Here is a 20,265-nt window from a genome sequence, read left to right as displayed (position 1 = left end):
CGAATTAGATTGTCTCCGGATTTTGTTTTAAACGTATAAAAAAAGGGCTGGGATAACCTCTAAAGAGATTCTGTCCTGCCCTTTTTCCAAGTGGGATTATACTAATTCGATAATCGCAGTTTTTGCACCGTCACCTTTACGGGCACCAAGTTTCATGATGCGAGTGTAACCGCCTTGACGGTCTTCGTAACGTGGACCGATGTCTGTGAATAGCTTCTGAAGTGCAGTTTGACCGCTCTCATCATCAGCTTGTGCTTTGTATAGGAAAGATTCAGCTTGGCGACGAGCATGAAGATCTCCACGCTTACCAAGTGTAATCATTTTCTCCACAACAGAACGAAGCTCTTTCGCTTTCGCTTCAGTAGTTTCGATACGTTCATGAATAATTAGGTCAGTTGCTAAGTTGCGTAGCAATGCCATACGTACGTCAGTTGTACGACCTAGTTTTCTAGCCATGTCAGTTCCCCTCCTTTGCAGAGTTTCTCTCTATCGACGAATGATTAATCGTCTTTACGTAAGCCTAAGCCAAGTTCTTCGAGCTTATGCTTAACTTCCTCAAGGGATTTACGTCCAAGGTTACGAACTTTCATCATATCCTCTTCCGATTTTTGCGCAAGTTCTTGTACCGTGTTGATACCTGCACGCTTGAGGCAGTTGTAAGAACGCACGGATAAATCAAGTTCTTCGATTGTCATTTCAAGGACTTTTTCTTTCTGGTCTTCTTCTTTCTCAACCATGATTTCAGCGTTTTGCGCCTCATCAGTGAGTCCAACGAAAATGTTTAAGTGTTCCATATAGATTTTAGCACCTAATGAAACTGCTTCTTCTGGTCGAATGCTTCCGTCAGTCCAAATGTCTAACGTAAGCTTATCAAAATTTGTCACCTGGCCTACACGAGTGTTTTCCACTTGGTAGGTAACACGTGAAATTGGAGTGAAGATAGAATCAACTGGGATGACGCCGATAGGCTGTTCATCAAATTTGTTCGCTTCTGCAGGACGATAGCCGCGTCCTTTTTCTGCCGTAATTTTCATACGCAGATTTGCATTGGATTGTAACGTAGCAATGTGGATCTCAGGGTTTAAGATCTCCACATCAGAATCATGCGTGATGTCTGCAGCTGTTACTGCTCCTTGTCCAGAAACATCAATCTCTAAAGTTTTAGTCTCTTCAGAGTAAATCTTAAGAGCTAGTTGCTTAAGATTTAGGACGATCGTTGTTACATCTTCGACTACTCCATCAACTGTTGAAAATTCATGAAGTGCGCCTTCAATCTGGACAGAGGTTACAGCAGAGCCCGGTAGTGAGGATAATAGAATACGACGTAAGGAGTTCCCTAGTGTTGTACCATATCCACGTTCAAGCGGTTCGACGACCAACTTACCAAACGTTGCATCATCGCTGATCTCAACCAGTTCAATTTTTGGCTTTTCAATTTCGATCATTAATTAAAACCCTCCTTCAAAACGTCGAAACCCCGGTTAGACAAAGTCTAACCGAAATTCCTCAGGTAGGCAGTCCCCGTTTATACATAGTTTATTCGTTCATAAGCTAAAATGCTTTTATACTGCTTTTTTAGCTATCATAACCCATTATAGACAGGGTGACAAATTCTATACAGGTAAATTACACACGACGACGTTTTGGTGGGCGGCAACCATTGTGAGGTACTGGAGTTACATCAACAATGGCTGTAACTTCTAGTCCTGCTGCTTGAAGTGCGCGAATCGCAGCTTCACGGCCAGCACCTGGGCCTTTAACCGTTACTTCTACGGATTTAAGTCCGTGTTCCATACCAGCTTTTGCAGCTGCTTCAGAGCACATTTGTGCAGCGAATGGAGTAGATTTACGAGAACCTTTGAAACCAAGTGCACCAGCACTACTCCAAGATACTGCGTTACCTTGAACGTCAGTAATCGTAACGATAGTGTTGTTAAACGTAGAACGGATGTGTGCTACACCCGTGTCAATATTCTTTTTCACACGGCGCTTACGAGTGTTTGTTTTACGAGCCATAGGGTTAGCTTACCTCCTTTATACCTTATTTTTTCTTGTTTGCAACTGTACGACGTGGACCTTTACGCGTACGAGAGTTGTTTTTCGTTTTCTGACCGCGAAGTGGAAGACTACGACGGTGACGGATTCCACGGTAGGAACCGATCTCGATCAGGCGCTTCACGTTAAGAGAGTTCTCACGACGAAGATCACCTTCAACAGTGTAGTTCTCAAGAGCTGTACGAATCTTAGCTAATTCATCTTCTGTTAGGTCACGAACACGAGTATCCTCAGATACGCCTGCATCCGCTAAAACTGATTTAGCAGTTGTGTGTCCAATGCCGTATACATACGTTAATGAAATGACAATACGTTTGTCACGTGGAATGTCAATACCAGCAATACGTGCCATTCAGCAGTGCACCTCCTTTAGTACTTATCCTTGTTTTTGTTTATGCTTAGGATTATCGCAAATTACCATTACTTTACCTTTACGGCGGATAACTTTGCATTTTTCGCAAATTGGTTTTACAGATGGTCTTACCTTCATCATCCATACCTCCTCTTAGATCGGAGCATTCCCGCATTATTATTTGTAGCGGTAGGTAATACGTCCTCTACTTAAATCATATGGTGAAAGTTCAACCGTTACTTTATCTCCTGGAAGAATACGAATGAAATGCATACGAATCTTTCCGGAGACGTGAGCAAGTACGGTATGCCCGTTCTCTAACTCAACTTTAAACATTGCATTAGGCAATGTGTCAACGATTGTTCCTTCTACTTCAATTACATCTTCTTTCGCCATCGAGTTGATCTCCCTTCTTCAAATCAGTCACTGCTTCATCTACAAATTTTGATAAGGCAAAACGAAGTTTGCCATTCGTTACGCGACCAGTTTCTAGAAGGCTATTTTCGACCTCAGGAGAAACATACTCAGTACATTCAATGTGTTGAATATTTTTCTTCTTCGGCCTGTCGTACTTTCGTTTTTCTCCGTCTGCGAGCATCACAAAACGATCATCAACAAATCCGATGATAATCATATATTGTTCTACCTCACGTCCTTGCAAAACACGAACAACCTGACCTATTCGTGGACTCGAATCCGCTTCGTTCAAAAACGATCACCTTCACTTAGGCTTTAGTTAAAATCTCAAAACCTTCATCCGTTATTGCAATAGTATGCTCGAAGTGGGCACACATCTTACCATCTTCCGTAACTACTGTCCAATTATCAGCTAGCGTACGTACATAACGTTCACCAGCGTTGACCATTGGTTCAACGGCTAAAACCATTCCTGGTCTAAGTCGTGGTCCTTTATTCGGAGGACCGTAGTGAGGAATTTGTGGATCTTCATGAAGTTCTTGCCCAACTCCGTGGCCTACATATTCTCTAACAATAGAAAAACCTTTAGGTTCTACGAATGATTGAATAGCATGAGAAATATTTGATAAGCGAACGCCCGGCTTTGCTTCTTCCAGGCCTTTAAACAAGGACTCTTCCGTTACATCAAGTAGTTCCTGTGTTGCTTCATCGATTTCCCCTACTGGGTAAGTCCAGGCAGAATCTCCATGATAGCCTTTATATTTAGCGCCAATATCTATAGAGATAATATCTCCGTTATTCAATTGGCGATCACCTGGAATTCCATGTACCAGCTCTTCATTGACAGATACACAAATACTGCCACGGAATCCATTATAACCTTTGAAAGAAGGAATTGCATCCATACTGAGGATGAATTCTTCCGCAATCTCATTAAGTTTATTGGTAGTGATACCAGGTTCAATATGCTTTGCTAGTTCCTGGTGCGTGAGTGCGACGATTCTGCCAGCTTCACGCATAATATCTAATTCGCGTGGCGTCTTTGTAATAATCATTTAGATAAGCCTCCGAGCTTTTGGTCGATATCATGGAAAACTTGATCAATTTCTTGATCTCCATTGATCGAAACTAAATATCCTTTACCTTCATAGAAGTCTAATAGTGGTTTAGTGTTTTCAAGGTTTACTTCAACACGCTTGCGCACGGTTTCTGGTTTGTCGTCATCACGTTGAATGAGTTCGCTACCATCATTGTCGCATTTCCCTTCTACTTTAGGAGGGTTGAATGTGACATGGTACGTAGCGCCACATGTTGGACAAATTCTACGTCCAGTCAAACGCTCGACAAGCTGATCTTGGTCTACATCGATATGAAGAACATAATCTAATGTAGAGCCTAAATCAGATAGAACTGTTTCAAGCGCTTCTGCTTGTGCGATTGTTCTCGGGAAACCGTCTAAAAGAAAGCCTTCTGTAGCGTCTTCTTTACCAAGACGCTCGCGAACTATACCGATGGTTACTTCATCTGGTACTAGTGCACCTTGATCCATATAGGATTTAGCTTCTTTTCCTAGATCAGTTCCTTCCTTGATCGCAGCACGAAACATATCTCCTGTTGAGATATGAGGGATTTGGTATTTTTCAACGATCTTCTCTGCCTGGGTACCTTTACCAGCACCTGGTAAACCCATTAAGATTAAGTTCAAAATGTTCCCCTCGCTCTCATTTGGTGGATTAGCACCTAATCCTTTTATTTAATGAAGCCTTTGTAGTGACGTTTCACTAACTGACTTTCTAATTGTTTCATCGTTTCTAGTGCAACACCAACTACGATGAGTAGACTAGTACCACCAATTTGAACACTTTGTGGTAGTCCAGCAAAGTTCCCTAGGATAATTGGCAATACAGCAATTACAGCTAGGAAGATAGAACCCACAAATGTTAAACGGTAAAGTACACGAGTCAAATAAGTTTCGGTGTTTTTACCAGGACGAATCCCTGGGATATACCCACCTTGCTTCTTCAAATTCTCCGCCATTTGCTCTGGATTAACCTGAACAAATGTGTAGAAATACGTGAAAGCAATAATTAAAGCTACATAGATAATCATTCCAGTCCAGTTTTGATAGTCAAATATATACTGGATCGTGGAAGCCACTTCACTATCACCGAAGAATCCTGCGACAGTACGCGGTGCAACGATAAATGAAATTGCGAAGATTACTGGGATAACCCCTGCAGCATTTACTTTTATCGGAAGGTGCGTAGAATGACCACCCACTGGTGAACGATTGACTAATCGTTTCGCATATTGGATAGGTATTTTACGCAACGCTTGTTGAATGAATATAACTCCAACGACAATTCCAACTGTTACAAGTGCAATCAATGCAACGATCACGAGATTGAGAAATAGTTGATCACCTGCTCCGGAGATATATTTCTCAAAAAGCTGGTTCACTCCACCTGGAATACCAGCAGCAATACCTGCAAAGATTAAGATGGAAATTCCGTTACCTACGCCATGTGCCGTGATTTGTTCACCTAACCACATTAAAAACGTTGTTCCACTTGTTAGTACGAGTGCAATTACAAGGAACTTCATAGCACCCGGATCTAAGATTAATTGTCCGCCAGTCATAGCATTAAAGCCGACTGACATACCAATTGCTTGAATAAAAGCAAGAACGACCGTTCCATAGCGGGTAAACTGAGCTAATTTACGACGGCCAACTTCACCTTGTTTCTTCCACTCAGTAAACTTAGGAACAACATCCATCTGCAAGAGCTGCATGATGATGCTAGCCGTAATGTACGGCATGATTCCCATTGCAAAGATGGAGAACTGTTGAAGGGCTCCGCCCCCAAACGTATTTAAGAAGCCAAAAACATTATTTTCATTCATAAAGTTAATGGCGTTCTTATCAGTAAATGGAACAGGTATAAATGTTCCAAGTCGGAATACGACTAACATTAAAAGAGTGAAGATGATCTTTTGTCGTATATCACTCACGCGCATAAAATTGGAGATTGTCCGGAACATTAAATCACCTCAGTTTGACCGCCCGCTGCTTCGATAGCTTCTTTCGCGGAAGCAGAGAACTTATGAGCTTTTACAGTTAGTTTCTTCTCAATGTTACCTTTACCAAGTACCTTGATGCCAGAATTAAGTTTGCTAACCACGCCTGTTTCAAGCAAAAGCTCAGGAGTGACTTCTGTTCCTTCTTCGAAACGATTCAACGCGTCAAGGTTTACAACTGCAAACTCTTTGCGGTGAATGTTTGTGAAACCACGCTTTGGTAGGCGTTGGAATAGAGGCATTTGACCTCCCTCGAAACCTGGGCGTACACCGCCACCGGAACGAGCTTTTTGTCCTTTATGACCACGTCCAGAAGTTTTACCGTTACCAGTAGCCATACCACGGCCTACACGATTACGTGTTTTACGAGTACCTTCTGTTGACTTAAGTTCATGAAGTTTCATTGTAGCACCTCCTCTTTTACGTTATTCGATCGTTATACTTCTTTTACCGTCACTAGGTGAGATACTTTGTTCGCCATACCACGTACAGCTGGAGTATCTTCGTGAACTACGGTTTGGCGAATTTTCTTAAGACCAAGCGCCTTAACAGTAGCACGCTGTGGTTCTGGTCTGCCAATCACACTGCGAGTGAGGGTAATTTCTAATTTTTTAGACATACTATTTCCCTCCTTATCCTAACAGTTCTTCTACAGACTTTCCACGAAGTTTCGCAACGTCTTCCGCACGCTTAAGTTCGCTAAGTCCGCTTAGTGTAGCACGTACCATGTTAATTGGTGTGTTTGAACCTAATGATTTAGATAGGATGTCACCTACACCTGCAAGTTCTAGTACCGCACGTACGGGACCACCTGCGATAACTCCAGTACCTTCTGCAGCAGGTTTCATAAGGATGTTTCCAGCACCGAAACGTCCGATGATTTCGTGTGGAATTGTAGTACCAACTGTTGGTACAGTGATTAGATTTTTCTTCGCATCTTCAATTGCTTTACGAATCGCTTCTGGAACCTCTTGGGCTTTACCAGTACCGAATCCAACATGACCATTTTTGTCTCCTACTACAACCAATGCAGCAAAACGGAAGCGGCGTCCACCTTTAACAACCTTTGCAACACGGTTGACAGTAACAACGCGTTCTTCTAGATCTAATTTGTTAGGATCTACTACGTTTGTACTCATTTCTGTCCCTCCTTTTTCTATTAAAATTCTAGTCCTGCTTCGCGAGCAGCGTCAGCTAGAGCTTTCACACGTCCGTGATATAAATAACCTCCGCGGTCGAATACAATAGCAGAAACGCCATTATTCTTCGCACGATCAGCTACCATCTGACCAACTTTTGTTGCAGCTTCAACGTTTCCAGTAGTATCAAGGTTAAACTCGTTATCTACTGTAGAAGCGCTAGCTAGTGTAACACCATTTACATCGTCAATGATTTGAGCGTAAATGTGTTTGTTTGAACGATAAACGTTTAAACGTGGACGTTCCGGAGTACCAGCTACTTTTTTACGCACGCGTGCATGTCTTCTCTTACGCACAGCATTTTTGTCAGCTTTTGTGATCATTCAGGTCACTCCTTTCTCTTCCCTAACGAGACTTATTTAGCAGTTTTACCTTCTTTACGACGAACATGTTCGCCTTCGTAACGAATACCTTTACCTTTGTAAGGCTCTGGTGGGCGGATTGCGCGGATATTCGCTGCAACAGCGCCAACTAGTTCTTTATCAATACCTCTAATAGTTAATTTCGCGTTAGATGGTACTTCGATTTCGATACCTTCACGCTGTTCTACCTCAACTGGGTGAGAGTAACCAGCGTTAATGATGATCTTTTCACCTTGCTTTTGCGCACGGTAACCTACACCTTGGATCTCAAGGCTTTTCTCGAAACCTTTAGAAACACCTTCAACCATGTTTCCGATAAGACTACGGGTAGTACCGTGTAAAGAACGGTGTTCTTTATTATCGCTTGGGCGAGCAACGGTTAAAATGTTGTCTTCAATATTGATCGTCATGTCTGGATGGAAAGTACGAGTTAATTCACCTTTAGGACCCTTAACTGTAATTTCGTCCCCATTCATGTTGATTTCAACACCCTCAGGGATTTGTAGTTGTTTTAAACCTACGCGGGACATACTGTGCACCTCCTGTCATTCAATTGTTTATTACCAAACGTAAGCAAGCACTTCGCCGCCAATAGCTTGTTGGCGTGCTTCCTTGTCCGTTAAAACACCATTTGAAGTAGATACGACTGCTACTCCAAGACCGTTTAATACGCGTGGAAGCTCATCAGCTTTTGCGTACACACGAAGACCAGGTTTACTGATTCGTTTTAATCCAGTGATAACACGCTCGTTGTTAGCACCGTATTTAAGGAAAATACGTAAGATTCCTTGTTTATCATCTTCAACCATTTCGTAATCGCGAACGAAGCCTTCACGTTTAAGAATGTCCGCAACTTCTTTTTTAAGCTTAGAAGCAGGTACTTCAAGCTTTTCGTGACGTACCATGTTCGCATTACGAATGCGAGTTAGCATATCTGCAATTGGATCTGTCATGACCATTTGTGATTACCTCCTTCCCTAATTGGGGATTACCAGCTTGCTTTTTTGACACCAGGAATTTGACCTTTGTATGCAAGTTCACGGAAACAAATACGGCAAAGCTTAAACTTACGTAGTACAGAATGTGGGCGACCACAACGTTCGCAACGTGTGTACTCTTGTACTTTAAACTTTTGTTTACGCTGTTGTTTCGCGATCATTGATTTTTTAGCCACAATTTTCCCTCCTTATTAAAGCTTGAGTAGCTTATTTCTGGAAAGGCATACCGAATTGAGTTAATAATTCGCTCGCTTCTTCGTCATTGTTAGCAGTTGTAACAATAACAATGTCCATTCCGCGTACTTTGCTTACTTTATCATAATTGATCTCTGGGAAAATTAATTGCTCTTTAACACCTAGAGTGTAGTTACCGCGACCGTCAAACGCTTTGTTTGAGATACCGCGGAAGTCACGTACACGTGGTAAAGAAACAGCGATTAATTTTTGTAGGAATTGATACATACGCTCACCACGAAGGGTTACTTTCGCGCCGATCGGCATTCCTTCACGTAGACGGAAACCAGCAATTGACTTCTTCGCTTTTGTGATTAGTGGTTTTTGACCAGAGATTAATTCTAACTCTTCAACAGCGTTGTCTAACGCTTTTGCGTTTTGTACTGCGTCACCAACACCCATGTTGATGATGATCTTTTCGACCTTAGGTACTTCCATCACAGAGTCATATTCGAATTTATTCATCAAGCTTGATACGATCTCATCTTGATATTGTTGTTTAAGTTGATTCATCACGTAGCCCTCCTTTCATCGCTATTTATTTATCTAAAGATTCACCTGATTTTTTAGCGATACGAACTTTCTTTCCATCACGCACTTCATAACCGACGCGTGTAGCATCCCCTGATTTAGGGTCAACTGGTAAAACGTTCGACACATGAATCGGTGCTTCTTGGCTTAGGATACCGCCCTGAGGGTTGTCTTGTGATGGCTTCGCATGTTTTTTAACAACATTTACGCCTTCAACAAGGACACGCTCTTTTTTCGGGTAAGCTTCTAGGATCGTTCCCTGCTTGCCTTTATCCTTACCAGTGATCACCATGACTTTGTCACCTTTTTTTACATGCATTGTTGTGGCACCTCCTTACAAGGCAATAGTTCGAGTATTTATAATACTTCTGGCGCAAGTGATACAATCTTCATGAATTTCTTATCACGAAGTTCACGTGCAACAGGTCCGAAAATACGAGTACCACGTGGGCCTTTGTCGTCACGGATGATTACTGCAGCATTTTCATCGAAACGGATATAAGATCCATCTTTACGGCGAACACCGCTCTTTGTACGTACGATAACCGCGCGTACTACTTCACCTTTTTTGACAACGCCTCCTGGTGTTGCTTGTTTCACTGAACAAACAATAATATCACCAATATTGGCAGTCTTACGGCCAGATCCACCTAGTACTTTGATGGTTTGAACTTCACGAGCACCAGAGTTGTCTGCAACTTTTAAAGAAGTTTCCTGTTGAATCATACGGTTGTTACCTCCCTTCGGGTTTCATCCCCTACGAACAATATTAGATAATAACTGATTCTTCAACGATTTCAACTAAACGGAAACGTTTGCTAGCGGATAGCGGACGAGTTTCCATAATTTTAACGACATCGCCAAGTTTTGCAGCATTTTGCTCGTCGTGAGTTTTGAATTTCTTAGAATATTTAACACGCTTACCATATAGTTGGTGGAACTTATACGTTTCAACTAGTACAGTAATCGTTTTGTCCATTTTATCTGAAACAACACGGCCAGTGTAAACCTTACGATTATTGCGTTCACTCATTTGAGGCTAACCTCCTCTCGGTTTATCGATTATTTAGCGCCTAGCTCTCTTTCGCGAACAACGGTTTTCATACTCGCGATTGACTTACGTACTTGACGGATGCGAGCAGTGTTTTCAAGTTGACCAGTTGCTAGCTGGAAGCGTAGGTTAAATAGCTCTTCTTTAAGAGACGTAACTTTTTGTTCAATTTCGGCAGTGGTTAGTTCTCTGATTTCATTAGCCTTCATTGATCTCACCACCAATTTCTTCACGTTTTACAAACTTCGTTTTGATCGGCAGTTTGTGAGAAGCAAGACGTAATGCTTCACGTGCTACTTCTTCAGAAACTCCAGCAACTTCAAACATGATCTTGCCTGGTTTCGTAACTGCTACCCAACCTTCAGGTGCACCTTTACCGGAACCCATACGTACTTCTAGGGGCTTCGCTGTGTAAGGCTTGTCTGGGAAGATTTTAATCCATACTTTACCGCCACGTTTCATAGAACGAGTCATAGCAATACGAGCTGCCTCGATTTGACGGCTTGTAATACGTGCTGGTTCAACAGCCTGTAGTCCGAATTCACCGAAAGCTACTGTAGTACCGCCTTTCGCACGGCCTGCTAAACTATCACGGTGTTGCTTACGATATTTTACGCGTTTTGGCATTAACATTATGCTTTTCCCCCTTCCTTAGTTTCGTTTTGATGGAAGGACTTCTCCACGGTAGATCCACACTTTGACACCAAGTTTACCGTAAGTAGTGTCAGCTTCTGCAGTACCGTAATCGATGTCTGCGCGAAGTGTGTGTAGTGGTACAGTACCTTCACTGTAAGATTCTGCGCGAGCAATGTCAGCTCCGCCTAGACGACCAGATACCTGAGTACGAATTCCTTTCGCTCCTCCACGCATAGCACGTTGGATAGTTTGTTTCTGAGCGCGACGGAATGATACACGGTTTTCTAGTTGACGTGCAATATTCTCAGCAACTAATGCTGCGTCTAAATCAGCTTTTTTCACTTCAACGATGTTGATGTGAACACGTTTGCCAGATAGATCATTTAGAGATTTACGAAGTGCTTCAACCTCAGAACCACCTTTACCAATTACCATACCTGGCTTCGCAGTGTGGATAGTAACGTTAACGCGGTTCGCAGCACGTTCGATTTCAATAGTAGATACAGAAGCATCTTGTAGACGCTGTTCTACATATTCACGAATCTTAATGTCTTCATGAAGTAAATCTGCATAGTCTTTGCCAGCGTACCATTTTGACTCCCAGTCACGAATGACACCAATACGCAGACCTACTGGATTAACTTTTTGACCCACTGATTATCCCTCCTTCTTTTCTGATACAACGACCGTGATATGACTAGTACGTTTGTTAATCTGACTTGCGCGTCCCATCGCACGTGGACGGAAACGTTTAAGAGTTACGCCTTCGTTAACAAAAGCTTCAGATACTACTAGACTATCCGGGTCCATTTCATAGTTATGCTCCGCATTTGCAATAGCAGAGTTTAGTACTTTTTCAATCTCTGGTGAAGCTCCACGCTCTGTGTGACGCAGAATTGCAATTGCTTCCCCAACCTTTTTTCCTCGAATTAAATCAATAACCAAACGAGCTTTACGAGGAGCAATACGAACGGATTTCGCAACGGCTTTGGCTTGCATCTTGTGTGCCTCCTCTCATTTAGCGTTTTGTTTTCTTATCATCGCCACTGTGGCCTTTGAACGTACGTGTTGGTGCGAACTCACCAAGTTTGTGGCCTACCATGTCTTCTGTAACATATACAGGTACATGTTTGCGTCCATCATAAATTGCGATAGTATGACCCACAAAGTTAGGGAAGATTGTAGAACGACGAGACCAAGTTTTAATAACCTGATGTTGTCCGCTCTCATTCAAACCTTCAACTTTTTTCATTAAATGATCATCAACGAAAGGTCCCTTTTTTAGGCTACGACCCATGCATAAACCTCCCTTCGTGATTGACAGTCGAGTTAACTCACCCGACGTCTATCCCGATTATTTTTTACGACGACGTACGATATATTTATCAGACGACTTGTTGCGTTTGCGTGTTTTCTTTCCAAGTGTAGGTTTGCCCCATGGTGACATTGGAGATGGAAGCCCGATTGGCGCGCGTCCTTCACCACCACCGTGTGGGTGATCTACTGGGTTCATAACAGAACCACGAACTGTTGGGCGGATACCTTTCCAACGAGAACGACCGGCTTTACCTACGTTGATAAGTTCATGCTCAAGGTTACCTACTTGACCTACTGTAGCGCGGCAAGTACCTAGAACTAGGCGAACTTCACCAGATTTAAGACGAACTAGAGTGTACTTACCTTCACGTCCAAGAATTTGTGCTGATGCACCAGCTGAACGAGCGATTTGTCCACCGCGTCCTGGTTTAAGTTCAATGTTGTGAACTGTTGTACCAACTGGGATATCTTGAAGTGTTAACGCGTTACCTACCTTGATGTCAGCTTCAGAACCAGAAATAATTTCAGTTCCTACTTTAAGACCTTTAGGAGCTAGGATGTAACGTTTTTCACCATCCACATAGTTGATTAGAGCAATATTAGCGGAACGGTTAGGATCGTACTCAACTGTAGCAACGCGTCCTGGTATTCCATCTTTGTCGCGTTTGAAGTCGATCATACGGTATTGACGCTTATGACCGCCGCCTTGATGACGAACTGTTAACCGACCTTGGTTGTTACGTCCACCTTTTCCGTGTAGTGGAGTTAGCAAGGATTTTTCTGGTTGATCAGTAGTGATCTCAGCGAAATCAGAACCTGACATGCTGCGACGACCGTTTGTAGTTGGTCTAAACTTTTTAATCGCCATCTTTATTTCCCTCCTTTATTTATCAATTTTTTATTTATGCACCTTCGAAGAATTCAAGGTCTTGGCTGTCTGGAGTTAACTTAACGACTGCTTTTTTGCGGTCGGCACGGTAACCTCCATAACGTCCCATACGCTTAAATTTACCATTAAGGTTCATTGTGTTTACTTTTTCAACTTTAACACCAAAGATTACTTCGATAGCTTCTTTGATTTCAGTTTTATTAGCTTTAGGGCTAACTTCAAACGTGTATTTTTTCTCAGCCATTAGATCCGCAGATCTTTCTGTAATTACAGGGCGCTTTATAATATCACGTGGGTTCTTCATTATGCAAGCACCTCCCCTGCTTTTTCAGCTGCTTCTTTAGTTAAGATCAGCTTGTCATGCGTTAACAAGTCAAGAACGTTAACTTGTTCAACAGTTAGTACTTTAACATCTTGGATGTTATTAGCTGATAGTACTACGTTTTCTTCGACGTTAGCAGTAACAATGATTGCTTCTTTAGCATCTAGACCTTTAAGCATGTTAACAACTTCTTTTGTTTTAGGAGCTTCAAAGGAAAGGCTCTCTAGAACGATTAGATCGTTGTCAGCAGCTTTTTGGGAAAGAGCAGATTTTAAAGCTAAACGACGAACTTTTTTAGGTAGTTTGTAGCTGTAGCTACGTGGAGTTGGACCAAATACAGTTCCTCCGCCTACCCATTGTGGTGAACGAATTGAACCTTGACGCGCACGTCCAGTTCCTTTTTGACGCCATGGTTTGCGTCCTCCGCCACTTACTTCAGAGCGATTTTTAACTAAATGAGTACCTTGACGTAATGAAGCACGCTGCATTAATACTGCTTCGTTCATTACATGTGTGTTTGGCTCAATACCGAAAACGGACTCATTCAACTCTAGATCGCCTACTTGAGAACCGCTTTGGTTAAATAGTGCTACTTTAGGCATGACATATCCTCCCTTCGTATTGTATTAGTTAGCCTTATTTGCACTTGTGATTTTCACGTAAGACTTCTTAGCACCAGGTACGTTACCTTTGATAAGAAGAAGGTTACGCTCTTCATCAACTTTAACTACTTCAAGGTTTTGGATTGTGACTTGTTCGCCACCCATTTGACCTGGAAGGTTCATACCCTTGAAAACGTGTCCTGGGTCCATTTGTCCCATAGAACCTGGACGACGGTGGTAACGAGAACCGTGAGTTTCAGGTCCGCGACCTTGATTGTGGCGCTTAATCGCACCTTGGAAACCTTTACCCTTCGAAATACCAGTAACGTTGATTACATCACCAGCTGCAAATACGTTTACAGAAACCTCTTGACCTAAATCGAAGTCTTCAAGGTTTGCATCACGGAATTCACGAACGAAGCGCTTAGGAGCAGCCTCAGCTTTACCAGCATGGCCTTTCTCAGCTTTGTTAGCTAATTTATCTCGTTTGTCCGCAAAACCGATCTGAACAGCTTCATAACCGTCATTTTCAGAAGTTTTCTTCTGTAGTACAACGTTTTGATCAGCTTGAACAACTGTTACTGGTACTAATTCGCCAGTTTCATCAAAAAGCTGTGTCATACCGACTTTACGACCTAAGATTCCTTTCGTCATCCGTCACACCTCCTATTTATTCATATAGTTTATAGTTTAATTTCGATGTCCACACCAGATGGTAAATCTAAACGCATTAGCGAGTCAACCGTTTGTGGTGTTGGATTTACGATATCGATTAGACGTTTGTGTGTACGCATTTCAAATTGCTCACGAGCATCTTTGTATTTGTGTACCGCACGAAGCACTGTGTAGATTGAACGCTCTGTCGGAAGCGGGATTGGACCAGAAACATTAGCTCCTGAACGCTTCGCAGTGTCCACGATCTTTTCAGCGGATTGATCTAAAATACGGTGATCATACGCCTTTAAACGAATACGAATCTTCTCTTTTGCCATTATTTTCCCTCCTTTTTCGCCTATTTTAGTAACAGACATTCTCCACGAAAATTTAACCTGAATGACCCGCCATGGCAAAGGGGCCGGGTGTTTCAGCAACCTTTCGCTTCATCGCCTTTTATGACCAACATTACTTATTATAATAAATAATGGGCACAAATGCAATAACAAATTAATTTTTCCGTATGTGATTGCACTTTTATTATTATACAAAGGTATTTCCTTGTTTTCAAGGGGGCATACCTTATTTATTAGGTTTCTTTGTAATTTACCTTCCATAAAACAAGTTAAAGCATAAAATACATCATGTTTGTTTTTAAAACACATATATATATAGTAGAAACTCGATCTTTTGAAAGTTATGAAACAAAAAAAGCAGCGAGCTTTATAGCTCACTGCTTTATTCATTAAATAAGACTATTCAATGATTGTAGATACAACGCCAGCGCCTACTGTACGGCCACCTTCACGGATAGAGAACTTAGTTCCATCTTCGATAGCGATTTTAGAAATAAGTTCAACTTCCATTTCTACGTTGTCCCCAGGCATAACCATTTCTACGCCTTCAGGAAGTTGGATAACACCAGTTACGTCCGTAGTACGGAAGTAGAACTGTGGGCGGTAGTTGTTGAAGAATGGAGTATGACGTCCACCTTCTTCTTTAGAAAGTACATAAACTTCTGCTTTGTACTTATGGTGAGGTGTAATTGTACCAGGCTTAGCTAGTACTTGACCGCGGTTGATGTCGTCACGGTTAACACCACGAAGTAGTGCACCGATGTTGTCACCAGCTTCAGCATAGTCAAGAAGCTTACGGAACATTTCAACACCAGTTACTGTAGTCTTGAATGCTTCCTCTGCCATACCGATGATTTCAATTTCATCGCCAACTTTAACAGAACCACGCTCAACACGGCCAGTTGCTACTGTACCACGACCAGTGATTGAGAATACGTCCTCAACTGGCATCATGAATGGCTTGTCGTTGTCACGTTCTGGAGTTGGGATGTACTCGTCAACAGCGTCCATAAGTTCGAAAATTGCGTTAACGTATTGCTCTTCGCCTTCAAGAGCTTTAAGAGCAGAACCTTTAACTACTGGTACATCGTCACCAGGGAAGTCGTATTCGCCAAGAAGGTCACGTACTTCCATTTCTACTAGTTCAAGTAGCTCTTCGTCGTCTACCATGTCGCACTTGTTAAGGAATACTACGATCGCAGGTACACCAACCTGACGAGAAAGTAGGATGTGCTCACGAGTTTGTGGCATTGGACCGTCAGCTGCAGATACAACTAGGATCGCGCCGTCCATTTGTGCTGCACCAGTGATCATGTTCTTAACGTAGTCAGCGTGACCTGGGCAGTCAACGTGTGCATAGTGACGAGTTTCAGTTTCGTACTCAACGTGAGCTGTTGCGATTGTAATACCGCGCTCGCGCTCTTCTGGAGCACCGTCAATTTGGTCGTACGCCATTGCTGTACCAGAACCAGAGCGCTGGTGTAAGCAAGTAGTGATTGCTGCAGTTAATGTAGTTTTACCATGGTCAACGTGTCCAATAGTCCCAATGTTAACGTGGGACTTGGAACGGTCAAATTTCTCTTTACCCATTCTAAAACTTCCTCCTTTAAATATAAAAAAATGTTATTGTTAATATATTTGTTGTACAAGAGCTAACTGCCAAATGACAACTAGCTCCTATACGTACAATACAAGTTATACTTGAGATTTACGAAAAAATCAATTACTGACCAGAATTTTTCTTGATAATCTCTTCAGAAATGCTCTTCGGTACTTCTTCATAATGAGAGAAGTGCATAGTATACGTTCCGCGACCTTGCGTGTTAGAACGAAGACTTGTTGCATAACCGAACATTTCAGAAAGAGGTACGAATGCTTTAACAAGTTGAGCAGTACCACGAGTATCCATACCTTCTACACGTCCACGACGGGAAGTTACGTCACCCATGATGTCTCCCATGTATTCTTCTGGGATTACAATCTCAACTTTCATCATTGGTTCAAGAAGAACTGGTTTACATTTATTTTTCGCTTCTTTAAGTGCCATTGAAGCAGCAACTTTATAAGCCATTTCGTTGGAGTCTACATCGTGGTAAGAACCATCGAATAGCGTTGCTTTAATGTCGATTAGTGGATAACCGGCAACAACACCGTTTTCCATAGCTTCTTCGACACCTTGTTGTACTGATGCGATGTATTCACGAGGAATTACACCACCAACAATTTTGTTTTGGAATTCAAAGCCAGCGCCTTCTTCGTTTGGCTCGAATGTCATCCATACGTGACCGTATTGTCCACGACCACCAGACTGACGTACGAACTTACCTTCAACGTTTGCAGATCCGCGGAACGTTTCACGGTAAGCAACCTGTGGGTTACCGATGTTAGCCTCTACTTTGAACTCGCGACGAAGACGGTCAACGATGATGTCTAGGTGAAGTTCACCCATACCAGAGATGATCGTTTGACCAGTCTCAACGTTTGTTTCCGTCTTGAATGTTGGATCTTCTTCAGCCAACTTACCAAGAGCGATTGACATCTTATCTTGGTCAGCTTTAGACTTCGGTTCGATCGCAACAGAGATTACTGGCTCAGGGAATTCCATGGATTCTAAGATTACAAGGTTCTTTTCATCACATAGAGTGTCACCTGTAGCTGTATCTTTAAGACCAACACCAGCTGCGATATCTCCTGTGTATACTTCAGAGATCTCTTCACGAGAGTTAGCGTGCATCTGTAGAATACGTCCTACGCGCTCACGCTTATCTTTTGTAGAGTTCTTAACGTATGAACCAGAAGATAATACACCAGAGTACACGCGGAAGAATGTTAACTTACCAACGTATGGGTCTGTCATTACCTTAAAGGCAAGAGCTGAGAATGGCTCTTTGTCGTCTGCTTTACGAACTACTTGTTCCTCAGTACGTGGAACGAAACCTTCGATTGGAGGTACGTCCAGTGGAGATGGAAGGTAGTCAAGTACAGCATCGATTAATAATTGAACACCTTTGTTCTTAAAGGCAGAACCACATAGAACTGGGTAGAAATCAACGTTTAAAGTAGCTTGACGAATTGCAGTCATAAGCTCTTCGTTTGTGAATTCTTCGCCCTCAAGGTATCTCATCATTAATTCTTCATCAGATTCCGCAACAGCTTCAATTAGCTTGCCACGGTATTCTTCAGCTTGTTCCTTGTATTCGTCAGGGATTTCACGTGCTTCAAGACGTGTACCTAAGTCATCTTCGTAGAAATAAGCTTGCATACCGATTAGATCGATAATTCCTTCAAACTCATCTTCTGCACCAATTGGTAATTGGATTGGATGAGCGTTCGCGCCAAGGCGATCCTGAAGTGTACCAGTAGAGTATAGGAAGTCAGCTCCTACTTTGTCCATCTTGTTAATGAAAACAATACGCGGAACACCGTAGGTAGTAGCCTGACGCCATACTGTTTCTGTTTGTGGTTCTACACCAGACTGAGCGTCTAGTACAGCCACAGAACCATCAAGTACACGTAGGGAACGTTCAACTTCTACTGTGAAGTCTACGTGTCCAGGTGTATCAATGATATTGATGCGGTGGTCTTTCCACTGAGCAGTTGTTGCTGCAGAAGTGATTGTGATACCACGGTCTTGTTCCTGCTCCATCCAGTCCATTTGAGACGCACCTTCGTGCGTTTCACCTAGCTTGTGGATACGACCTGTATAGAACAAGATACGTTCTGTAGCAGTGGTTTTACCAGCATCGATGTGAGCCATGATACCGATATTACGTGTCTTTTCCAAGGAGAACTCTCTAGGCATGCGTTCTTCTCCTCCCTATTGGGTGATATAGTTTGACGTTCGTTATTACCAACGGTAGTGAGCAAATGCTTTGTTTGCTTCAGCCATTTTGTGAACATCTTCGCGCTTCTTAACAGAAGCACCAGTGTTATTTGCTGCATCTAGGATTTCGTTAGCTAGACGTTCTTCCATTGTTTTCTCACCGCGTAGACGAGAATAGTTAACAACCCAACGAAGTCCAAGTGCTTGACGGCGCTCTGGACGTACTTCAACAGGTACTTGATAGTTAGATCCACCTACACGACGTGCTCTAACCTCTAGTACTGGCATTACGTTCTTAAGAGCTTGTTCGAAAGTTTCCATTGCGTCGTTTCCACTACGCTCTTGTACTAGTTCGAATGCTTTATAAAGAATTTTTTGTGCTTTACCGCGTTTACCATCCACCATGATTTGGTTGATCAGGCGAGTTACAAGCTTTGAGTTGTACATTGGGTCTGGCAATACATCACGCTTTGGTACTGGTCCTTTACGTGGCATACGGTCCCCTCCTTTCAATCTTACTGAAGTTTTATTAAGTGCAAGTTAAATTGCCTTATTTTTTAGGTTTTTTCGTTCCGTACTTAGAACGACCTTGCATGCGGCCTTCAACACCAGCAGTGTCAAGAGCACCACGTACAATGTGGTAACGTACACCCGGTAAGTCTTTAACACGTCCACCACGGATAAGAACAACACTGTGCTCTTGTAGGTTGTGGCCGATACCAGGGATATACGCTGTTACTTCGATGCTGTTCGTTAAACGAACACGAGCATATTTACGAAGTGCAGAGTTCGGTTTCTTTGGCGTTAGCGTACCAACACGTGTACAAACACCACGCTTTTGTGGAGAAGAAAGATCTGTGAACTTCTTCTTGTAGCTGTTATAGCCTTTGTTAAGCGCTGGAGAGTCTGACATTTTCTTTTTAGAAACGCGACCTTTACGTACTAATTGGTTAATAGTAGGCATTTAATTTTCCTCCCTTCAAACTAAGGTTTGTAATACCACACATCCAGGTGGTTCATAAATAAGCAAAAAACAAAGCTTTCGCGAAAGTTTGCCTTTCCGCCAAAACTTTATTGCTTTATCGCTACTACAGCTGCTCCCACATCAATCCCACAAGCTTTACCCAATTTGTCCATTGAATCTACTCGTGCGAATGGAGTTTCAAACTCTTCTGCGAGTCGCAGTACTTTAGCCGTTACATGCTGATCAGCATCATCAGCAACAATAACTTCTTGAACTTGACCATGCTTTATAGCTTTCATGGTTTGCTTTGTTCCAATTACTACATTCGACTTAGCCTGTGCTACTTTTTCATAAGACATTTAACTATATCCTCCAAAGTAACAAGGATAAATGGAAGCACCTAGAATATAGTATCACCCGCATCA

The 20,265-nt window shown here is 42.4% G+C and carries 36 protein-coding genes; all 36 read right to left on the bottom strand.

Annotation, left to right across the window (positions count from 1 at the left end):
* Nucleotides 1–96: 96 nt before the first annotated feature.
* The gene (gene rplQ, locus IMZ31_RS00875; protein WP_036787704.1) at nt 97–456 is read right to left on the bottom strand and encodes a 50S ribosomal protein L17; all 360 of its coding nucleotides are present in this window, start codon (nt 454–456) and stop codon (nt 97–99) included.
* Between the two features lie 44 nt (nt 457–500).
* Nucleotides 501–1,445 (bottom strand): DNA-directed RNA polymerase subunit alpha, encoded by a 945-nt coding sequence (locus IMZ31_RS00870; RefSeq protein WP_036787707.1) that lies wholly within the window; start codon nt 1,443–1,445, stop codon nt 501–503.
* A gap of 181 nt (nt 1,446–1,626) precedes the next feature.
* Complete coding sequence (gene rpsK / locus IMZ31_RS00865; RefSeq protein ID WP_036787710.1) at nt 1,627–2,016, bottom strand: 30S ribosomal protein S11; 390 nt, start codon at nt 2,014–2,016, stop codon at nt 1,627–1,629.
* Between the two features lie 25 nt (nt 2,017–2,041).
* Entirely contained in the window at nt 2,042–2,407 is a 366-nt protein-coding gene (gene rpsM / locus IMZ31_RS00860) for a 30S ribosomal protein S13 (protein ID WP_036787713.1), read from the bottom strand.
* A 24-nt stretch (nt 2,408–2,431) separates the two neighbouring features.
* Nucleotides 2,432–2,545 carry a 50S ribosomal protein L36 gene (gene rpmJ, locus IMZ31_RS00855; protein ID WP_036787716.1) on the bottom strand — a complete coding sequence of 38 codons (114 nt, stop codon included), beginning with the start codon at nt 2,543–2,545 and terminating at the stop codon, nt 2,432–2,434.
* A gap of 39 nt (nt 2,546–2,584) precedes the next feature.
* Nucleotides 2,585–2,803 carry a translation initiation factor IF-1 gene (infA, locus tag IMZ31_RS00850; protein WP_036787719.1) on the bottom strand — a complete coding sequence of 73 codons (219 nt, stop codon included), beginning with the start codon at nt 2,801–2,803 and terminating at the stop codon, nt 2,585–2,587.
* Nucleotides 2,781–3,116 carry a KOW domain-containing RNA-binding protein gene (locus tag IMZ31_RS00845; RefSeq protein ID WP_036787722.1) on the bottom strand — a complete coding sequence of 112 codons (336 nt, stop codon included), beginning with the start codon at nt 3,114–3,116 and terminating at the stop codon, nt 2,781–2,783. The genes infA and IMZ31_RS00845 overlap by 23 nt, the downstream gene beginning before the upstream one ends.
* 16 nt (nt 3,117–3,132) lie before the next feature.
* Nucleotides 3,133–3,879 carry a type I methionyl aminopeptidase gene (gene map, locus IMZ31_RS00840; protein ID WP_207528836.1) on the bottom strand — a complete coding sequence of 249 codons (747 nt, stop codon included), beginning with the start codon at nt 3,877–3,879 and terminating at the stop codon, nt 3,133–3,135.
* Nucleotides 3,876–4,529, bottom strand: coding sequence for an adenylate kinase (locus IMZ31_RS00835; RefSeq protein WP_188655918.1), 654 nt, complete (start codon nt 4,527–4,529; stop codon nt 3,876–3,878). The genes map and IMZ31_RS00835 overlap by 4 nt, the downstream gene beginning before the upstream one ends.
* 44 nt (nt 4,530–4,573) lie before the next feature.
* Nucleotides 4,574–5,866, bottom strand: a complete 1,293-nt coding sequence (gene secY, locus IMZ31_RS00830) for a preprotein translocase subunit SecY (protein WP_207528835.1) — start codon at nt 5,864–5,866, stop codon at nt 4,574–4,576.
* The gene (gene rplO, locus IMZ31_RS00825; protein ID WP_036787735.1) at nt 5,866–6,306 is read right to left on the bottom strand and encodes a 50S ribosomal protein L15; all 441 of its coding nucleotides are present in this window, start codon (nt 6,304–6,306) and stop codon (nt 5,866–5,868) included. Before rplO ends, secY begins: the two co-directional genes overlap by 1 nt.
* A 32-nt stretch (nt 6,307–6,338) precedes the next feature.
* The gene (rpmD, locus tag IMZ31_RS00820) at nt 6,339–6,521 is read right to left on the bottom strand and encodes a 50S ribosomal protein L30 (protein WP_036787738.1); all 183 of its coding nucleotides are present in this window, start codon (nt 6,519–6,521) and stop codon (nt 6,339–6,341) included.
* 13 nt (nt 6,522–6,534) lie between these two features.
* Complete coding sequence (rpsE, locus tag IMZ31_RS00815; protein WP_036787740.1) at nt 6,535–7,041, bottom strand: 30S ribosomal protein S5; 507 nt, start codon at nt 7,039–7,041, stop codon at nt 6,535–6,537.
* 20 nt (nt 7,042–7,061) lie between these two features.
* Nucleotides 7,062–7,424, bottom strand: a complete 363-nt coding sequence (gene rplR, locus IMZ31_RS00810) for a 50S ribosomal protein L18 (RefSeq protein ID WP_036787742.1) — start codon at nt 7,422–7,424, stop codon at nt 7,062–7,064.
* Between the two features lie 32 nt (nt 7,425–7,456).
* On the bottom strand, nt 7,457–7,993 hold the full coding sequence (gene rplF, locus IMZ31_RS00805; protein WP_036787745.1) for a 50S ribosomal protein L6: 537 nt from the start codon (nt 7,991–7,993) through the stop codon (nt 7,457–7,459).
* A 30-nt stretch (nt 7,994–8,023) separates the two neighbouring features.
* Nucleotides 8,024–8,422: a 30S ribosomal protein S8 gene (gene rpsH / locus IMZ31_RS00800; protein ID WP_036787748.1), complete on the bottom strand. Its 399-nt coding sequence runs from the start codon at nt 8,420–8,422 to the stop codon at nt 8,024–8,026.
* 29 nt (nt 8,423–8,451) lie between these two features.
* Nucleotides 8,452–8,637 carry a 30S ribosomal protein S14 gene (gene rpsN, locus IMZ31_RS00795; protein ID WP_036787751.1) on the bottom strand — a complete coding sequence of 62 codons (186 nt, stop codon included), beginning with the start codon at nt 8,635–8,637 and terminating at the stop codon, nt 8,452–8,454.
* A gap of 31 nt (nt 8,638–8,668) precedes the next feature.
* Complete coding sequence (rplE, locus tag IMZ31_RS00790; RefSeq protein ID WP_036787754.1) at nt 8,669–9,208, bottom strand: 50S ribosomal protein L5; 540 nt, start codon at nt 9,206–9,208, stop codon at nt 8,669–8,671.
* Between the two features lie 25 nt (nt 9,209–9,233).
* Nucleotides 9,234–9,545, bottom strand: coding sequence for a 50S ribosomal protein L24 (rplX, locus tag IMZ31_RS00785; protein ID WP_207528834.1), 312 nt, complete (start codon nt 9,543–9,545; stop codon nt 9,234–9,236).
* Nucleotides 9,546–9,583: 38 nt separating this feature from the next.
* The gene (gene rplN, locus IMZ31_RS00780; protein WP_036787758.1) at nt 9,584–9,952 is read right to left on the bottom strand and encodes a 50S ribosomal protein L14; all 369 of its coding nucleotides are present in this window, start codon (nt 9,950–9,952) and stop codon (nt 9,584–9,586) included.
* Between the two features lie 43 nt (nt 9,953–9,995).
* Entirely contained in the window at nt 9,996–10,259 is a 264-nt protein-coding gene (gene rpsQ, locus IMZ31_RS00775) for a 30S ribosomal protein S17 (protein WP_036787760.1), read from the bottom strand.
* Between the two features lie 29 nt (nt 10,260–10,288).
* The gene (gene rpmC, locus IMZ31_RS00770; RefSeq protein WP_036787762.1) at nt 10,289–10,486 is read right to left on the bottom strand and encodes a 50S ribosomal protein L29; all 198 of its coding nucleotides are present in this window, start codon (nt 10,484–10,486) and stop codon (nt 10,289–10,291) included.
* Nucleotides 10,476–10,910 carry a 50S ribosomal protein L16 gene (gene rplP, locus IMZ31_RS00765; protein WP_207528833.1) on the bottom strand — a complete coding sequence of 145 codons (435 nt, stop codon included), beginning with the start codon at nt 10,908–10,910 and terminating at the stop codon, nt 10,476–10,478. Before rplP ends, rpmC begins: the two co-directional genes overlap by 11 nt.
* An 18-nt stretch (nt 10,911–10,928) precedes the next feature.
* Nucleotides 10,929–11,567: a 30S ribosomal protein S3 gene (gene rpsC / locus IMZ31_RS00760; RefSeq protein WP_036787766.1), complete on the bottom strand. Its 639-nt coding sequence runs from the start codon at nt 11,565–11,567 to the stop codon at nt 10,929–10,931.
* 3 nt (nt 11,568–11,570) lie between these two features.
* Nucleotides 11,571–11,912 (bottom strand): 50S ribosomal protein L22, encoded by a 342-nt coding sequence (gene rplV / locus IMZ31_RS00755; protein WP_036787768.1) that lies wholly within the window; start codon nt 11,910–11,912, stop codon nt 11,571–11,573.
* 19 nt (nt 11,913–11,931) lie between these two features.
* Nucleotides 11,932–12,210 (bottom strand): 30S ribosomal protein S19, encoded by a 279-nt coding sequence (rpsS, locus tag IMZ31_RS00750; RefSeq protein WP_036787770.1) that lies wholly within the window; start codon nt 12,208–12,210, stop codon nt 11,932–11,934.
* A 57-nt stretch (nt 12,211–12,267) separates the two neighbouring features.
* The gene (gene rplB, locus IMZ31_RS00745; protein ID WP_036787772.1) at nt 12,268–13,098 is read right to left on the bottom strand and encodes a 50S ribosomal protein L2; all 831 of its coding nucleotides are present in this window, start codon (nt 13,096–13,098) and stop codon (nt 12,268–12,270) included.
* Between the two features lie 34 nt (nt 13,099–13,132).
* Nucleotides 13,133–13,423, bottom strand: a complete 291-nt coding sequence (gene rplW, locus IMZ31_RS00740; RefSeq protein WP_036787774.1) for a 50S ribosomal protein L23 — start codon at nt 13,421–13,423, stop codon at nt 13,133–13,135.
* Nucleotides 13,423–14,043, bottom strand: a complete 621-nt coding sequence (gene rplD / locus IMZ31_RS00735; protein ID WP_207528832.1) for a 50S ribosomal protein L4 — start codon at nt 14,041–14,043, stop codon at nt 13,423–13,425. Before rplD ends, rplW begins: the two co-directional genes overlap by 1 nt.
* Before the next feature lie 24 nt (nt 14,044–14,067).
* A complete protein-coding gene (gene rplC, locus IMZ31_RS00730; RefSeq protein ID WP_036787779.1) occupies nt 14,068–14,697 on the bottom strand; it encodes a 50S ribosomal protein L3 in 630 nt (209 codons plus the stop codon).
* A 29-nt stretch (nt 14,698–14,726) separates the two neighbouring features.
* On the bottom strand, nt 14,727–15,035 hold the full coding sequence (rpsJ, locus tag IMZ31_RS00725; RefSeq protein ID WP_036787781.1) for a 30S ribosomal protein S10: 309 nt from the start codon (nt 15,033–15,035) through the stop codon (nt 14,727–14,729).
* Between the two features lie 417 nt (nt 15,036–15,452).
* Nucleotides 15,453–16,643 carry an elongation factor Tu gene (gene tuf, locus IMZ31_RS00720; RefSeq protein WP_207528831.1) on the bottom strand — a complete coding sequence of 397 codons (1,191 nt, stop codon included), beginning with the start codon at nt 16,641–16,643 and terminating at the stop codon, nt 15,453–15,455.
* Between the two features lie 133 nt (nt 16,644–16,776).
* Nucleotides 16,777–18,855 carry an elongation factor G gene (gene fusA / locus IMZ31_RS00715; RefSeq protein ID WP_207528830.1) on the bottom strand — a complete coding sequence of 693 codons (2,079 nt, stop codon included), beginning with the start codon at nt 18,853–18,855 and terminating at the stop codon, nt 16,777–16,779.
* A gap of 45 nt (nt 18,856–18,900) precedes the next feature.
* Nucleotides 18,901–19,371 (bottom strand): 30S ribosomal protein S7, encoded by a 471-nt coding sequence (gene rpsG / locus IMZ31_RS00710; RefSeq protein ID WP_188655924.1) that lies wholly within the window; start codon nt 19,369–19,371, stop codon nt 18,901–18,903.
* A gap of 55 nt (nt 19,372–19,426) precedes the next feature.
* Complete coding sequence (gene rpsL, locus IMZ31_RS00705; RefSeq protein WP_188655925.1) at nt 19,427–19,840, bottom strand: 30S ribosomal protein S12; 414 nt, start codon at nt 19,838–19,840, stop codon at nt 19,427–19,429.
* A gap of 107 nt (nt 19,841–19,947) precedes the next feature.
* Nucleotides 19,948–20,199, bottom strand: a complete 252-nt coding sequence (locus tag IMZ31_RS00700; RefSeq protein ID WP_036787597.1) for a 50S ribosomal protein L7ae-like protein — start codon at nt 20,197–20,199, stop codon at nt 19,948–19,950.
* Between the last annotated feature and the right edge of the window lie 66 nt (nt 20,200–20,265).

This window comes from Pontibacillus sp. ALD_SL1 (assembly GCF_017355605.1).
This window is presented reverse-complemented; position numbering and strand designations above follow the sequence as displayed.

Excerpts from the sequence above, each read along its gene's own strand:
- rplQ (WP_036787704.1), bottom strand. The coding sequence starts at position 456 with ATGGCTAGAAAACTAGGTCGTACAACTGACGTACGTATGGCATTGCTA.
- IMZ31_RS00870 (WP_036787707.1), bottom strand. The coding sequence starts at position 1,445 with ATGATCGAAATTGAAAAGCCAAAAATTGAACTGGTTGAGATCAGCGAT.
- rpsK (WP_036787710.1), bottom strand. The coding sequence starts at position 2,016 with ATGGCTCGTAAAACAAACACTCGTAAGCGCCGTGTGAAAAAGAATATT.
- rpsM (WP_036787713.1), bottom strand. The coding sequence starts at position 2,407 with ATGGCACGTATTGCTGGTATTGACATTCCACGTGACAAACGTATTGTC.
- rpmJ (WP_036787716.1), bottom strand. The coding sequence starts at position 2,545 with ATGAAGGTAAGACCATCTGTAAAACCAATTTGCGAAAAATGCAAAGTT.
- infA (WP_036787719.1), bottom strand. The coding sequence starts at position 2,803 with ATGGCGAAAGAAGATGTAATTGAAGTAGAAGGAACAATCGTTGACACA.
- map (WP_207528836.1), bottom strand. The coding sequence starts at position 3,879 with ATGATTATTACAAAGACGCCACGCGAATTAGATATTATGCGTGAAGCT.
- secY (WP_207528835.1), bottom strand. The coding sequence starts at position 5,866 with ATGTTCCGGACAATCTCCAATTTTATGCGCGTGAGTGATATACGACAA.
- rplO (WP_036787735.1), bottom strand. The coding sequence starts at position 6,306 with ATGAAACTTCATGAACTTAAGTCAACAGAAGGTACTCGTAAAACACGT.
- rpmD (WP_036787738.1), bottom strand. The coding sequence starts at position 6,521 with ATGTCTAAAAAATTAGAAATTACCCTCACTCGCAGTGTGATTGGCAGA.
- rpsE (WP_036787740.1), bottom strand. The coding sequence starts at position 7,041 with ATGAGTACAAACGTAGTAGATCCTAACAAATTAGATCTAGAAGAACGC.
- rplR (WP_036787742.1), bottom strand. The coding sequence starts at position 7,424 with ATGATCACAAAAGCTGACAAAAATGCTGTGCGTAAGAGAAGACATGCA.
- rplF (WP_036787745.1), bottom strand. The coding sequence starts at position 7,993 with ATGTCCCGCGTAGGTTTAAAACAACTACAAATCCCTGAGGGTGTTGAA.
- rpsH (WP_036787748.1), bottom strand. The coding sequence starts at position 8,422 with ATGGTCATGACAGATCCAATTGCAGATATGCTAACTCGCATTCGTAAT.
- rplE (WP_036787754.1), bottom strand. The coding sequence starts at position 9,208 with ATGAATCAACTTAAACAACAATATCAAGATGAGATCGTATCAAGCTTG.
- rplX (WP_207528834.1), bottom strand. The coding sequence starts at position 9,545 with ATGCATGTAAAAAAAGGTGACAAAGTCATGGTGATCACTGGTAAGGAT.
- rplN (WP_036787758.1), bottom strand. The coding sequence starts at position 9,952 with ATGATTCAACAGGAAACTTCTTTAAAAGTTGCAGACAACTCTGGTGCT.
- rpsQ (WP_036787760.1), bottom strand. The coding sequence starts at position 10,259 with ATGAGTGAACGCAATAATCGTAAGGTTTACACTGGCCGTGTTGTTTCA.
- rpmC (WP_036787762.1), bottom strand. The coding sequence starts at position 10,486 with ATGAAGGCTAATGAAATCAGAGAACTAACCACTGCCGAAATTGAACAA.
- rplP (WP_207528833.1), bottom strand. The coding sequence starts at position 10,910 with ATGTTAATGCCAAAACGCGTAAAATATCGTAAGCAACACCGTGATAGT.
- rplV (WP_036787768.1), bottom strand. The coding sequence starts at position 11,912 with ATGCAAGCCAAAGCCGTTGCGAAATCCGTTCGTATTGCTCCTCGTAAA.
- rpsS (WP_036787770.1), bottom strand. The coding sequence starts at position 12,210 with ATGGGTCGTAGCCTAAAAAAGGGACCTTTCGTTGATGATCATTTAATG.
- rplB (WP_036787772.1), bottom strand. The coding sequence starts at position 13,098 with ATGGCGATTAAAAAGTTTAGACCAACTACAAACGGTCGTCGCAGCATG.
- rplW (WP_036787774.1), bottom strand. The coding sequence starts at position 13,423 with ATGAAGAACCCACGTGATATTATAAAGCGCCCTGTAATTACAGAAAGA.
- rplD (WP_207528832.1), bottom strand. The coding sequence starts at position 14,043 with ATGCCTAAAGTAGCACTATTTAACCAAAGCGGTTCTCAAGTAGGCGAT.
- rplC (WP_036787779.1), bottom strand. The coding sequence starts at position 14,697 with ATGACGAAAGGAATCTTAGGTCGTAAAGTCGGTATGACACAGCTTTTT.
- rpsJ (WP_036787781.1), bottom strand. The coding sequence starts at position 15,035 with ATGGCAAAAGAGAAGATTCGTATTCGTTTAAAGGCGTATGATCACCGT.
- tuf (WP_207528831.1), bottom strand. The coding sequence starts at position 16,643 with ATGGGTAAAGAGAAATTTGACCGTTCCAAGTCCCACGTTAACATTGGG.
- fusA (WP_207528830.1), bottom strand. The coding sequence starts at position 18,855 with ATGCCTAGAGAGTTCTCCTTGGAAAAGACACGTAATATCGGTATCATG.
- rpsG (WP_188655924.1), bottom strand. The coding sequence starts at position 19,371 with ATGCCACGTAAAGGACCAGTACCAAAGCGTGATGTATTGCCAGACCCA.
- rpsL (WP_188655925.1), bottom strand. The coding sequence starts at position 19,840 with ATGCCTACTATTAACCAATTAGTACGTAAAGGTCGCGTTTCTAAAAAG.
- IMZ31_RS00700 (WP_036787597.1), bottom strand. The coding sequence starts at position 20,199 with ATGTCTTATGAAAAAGTAGCACAGGCTAAGTCGAATGTAGTAATTGGA.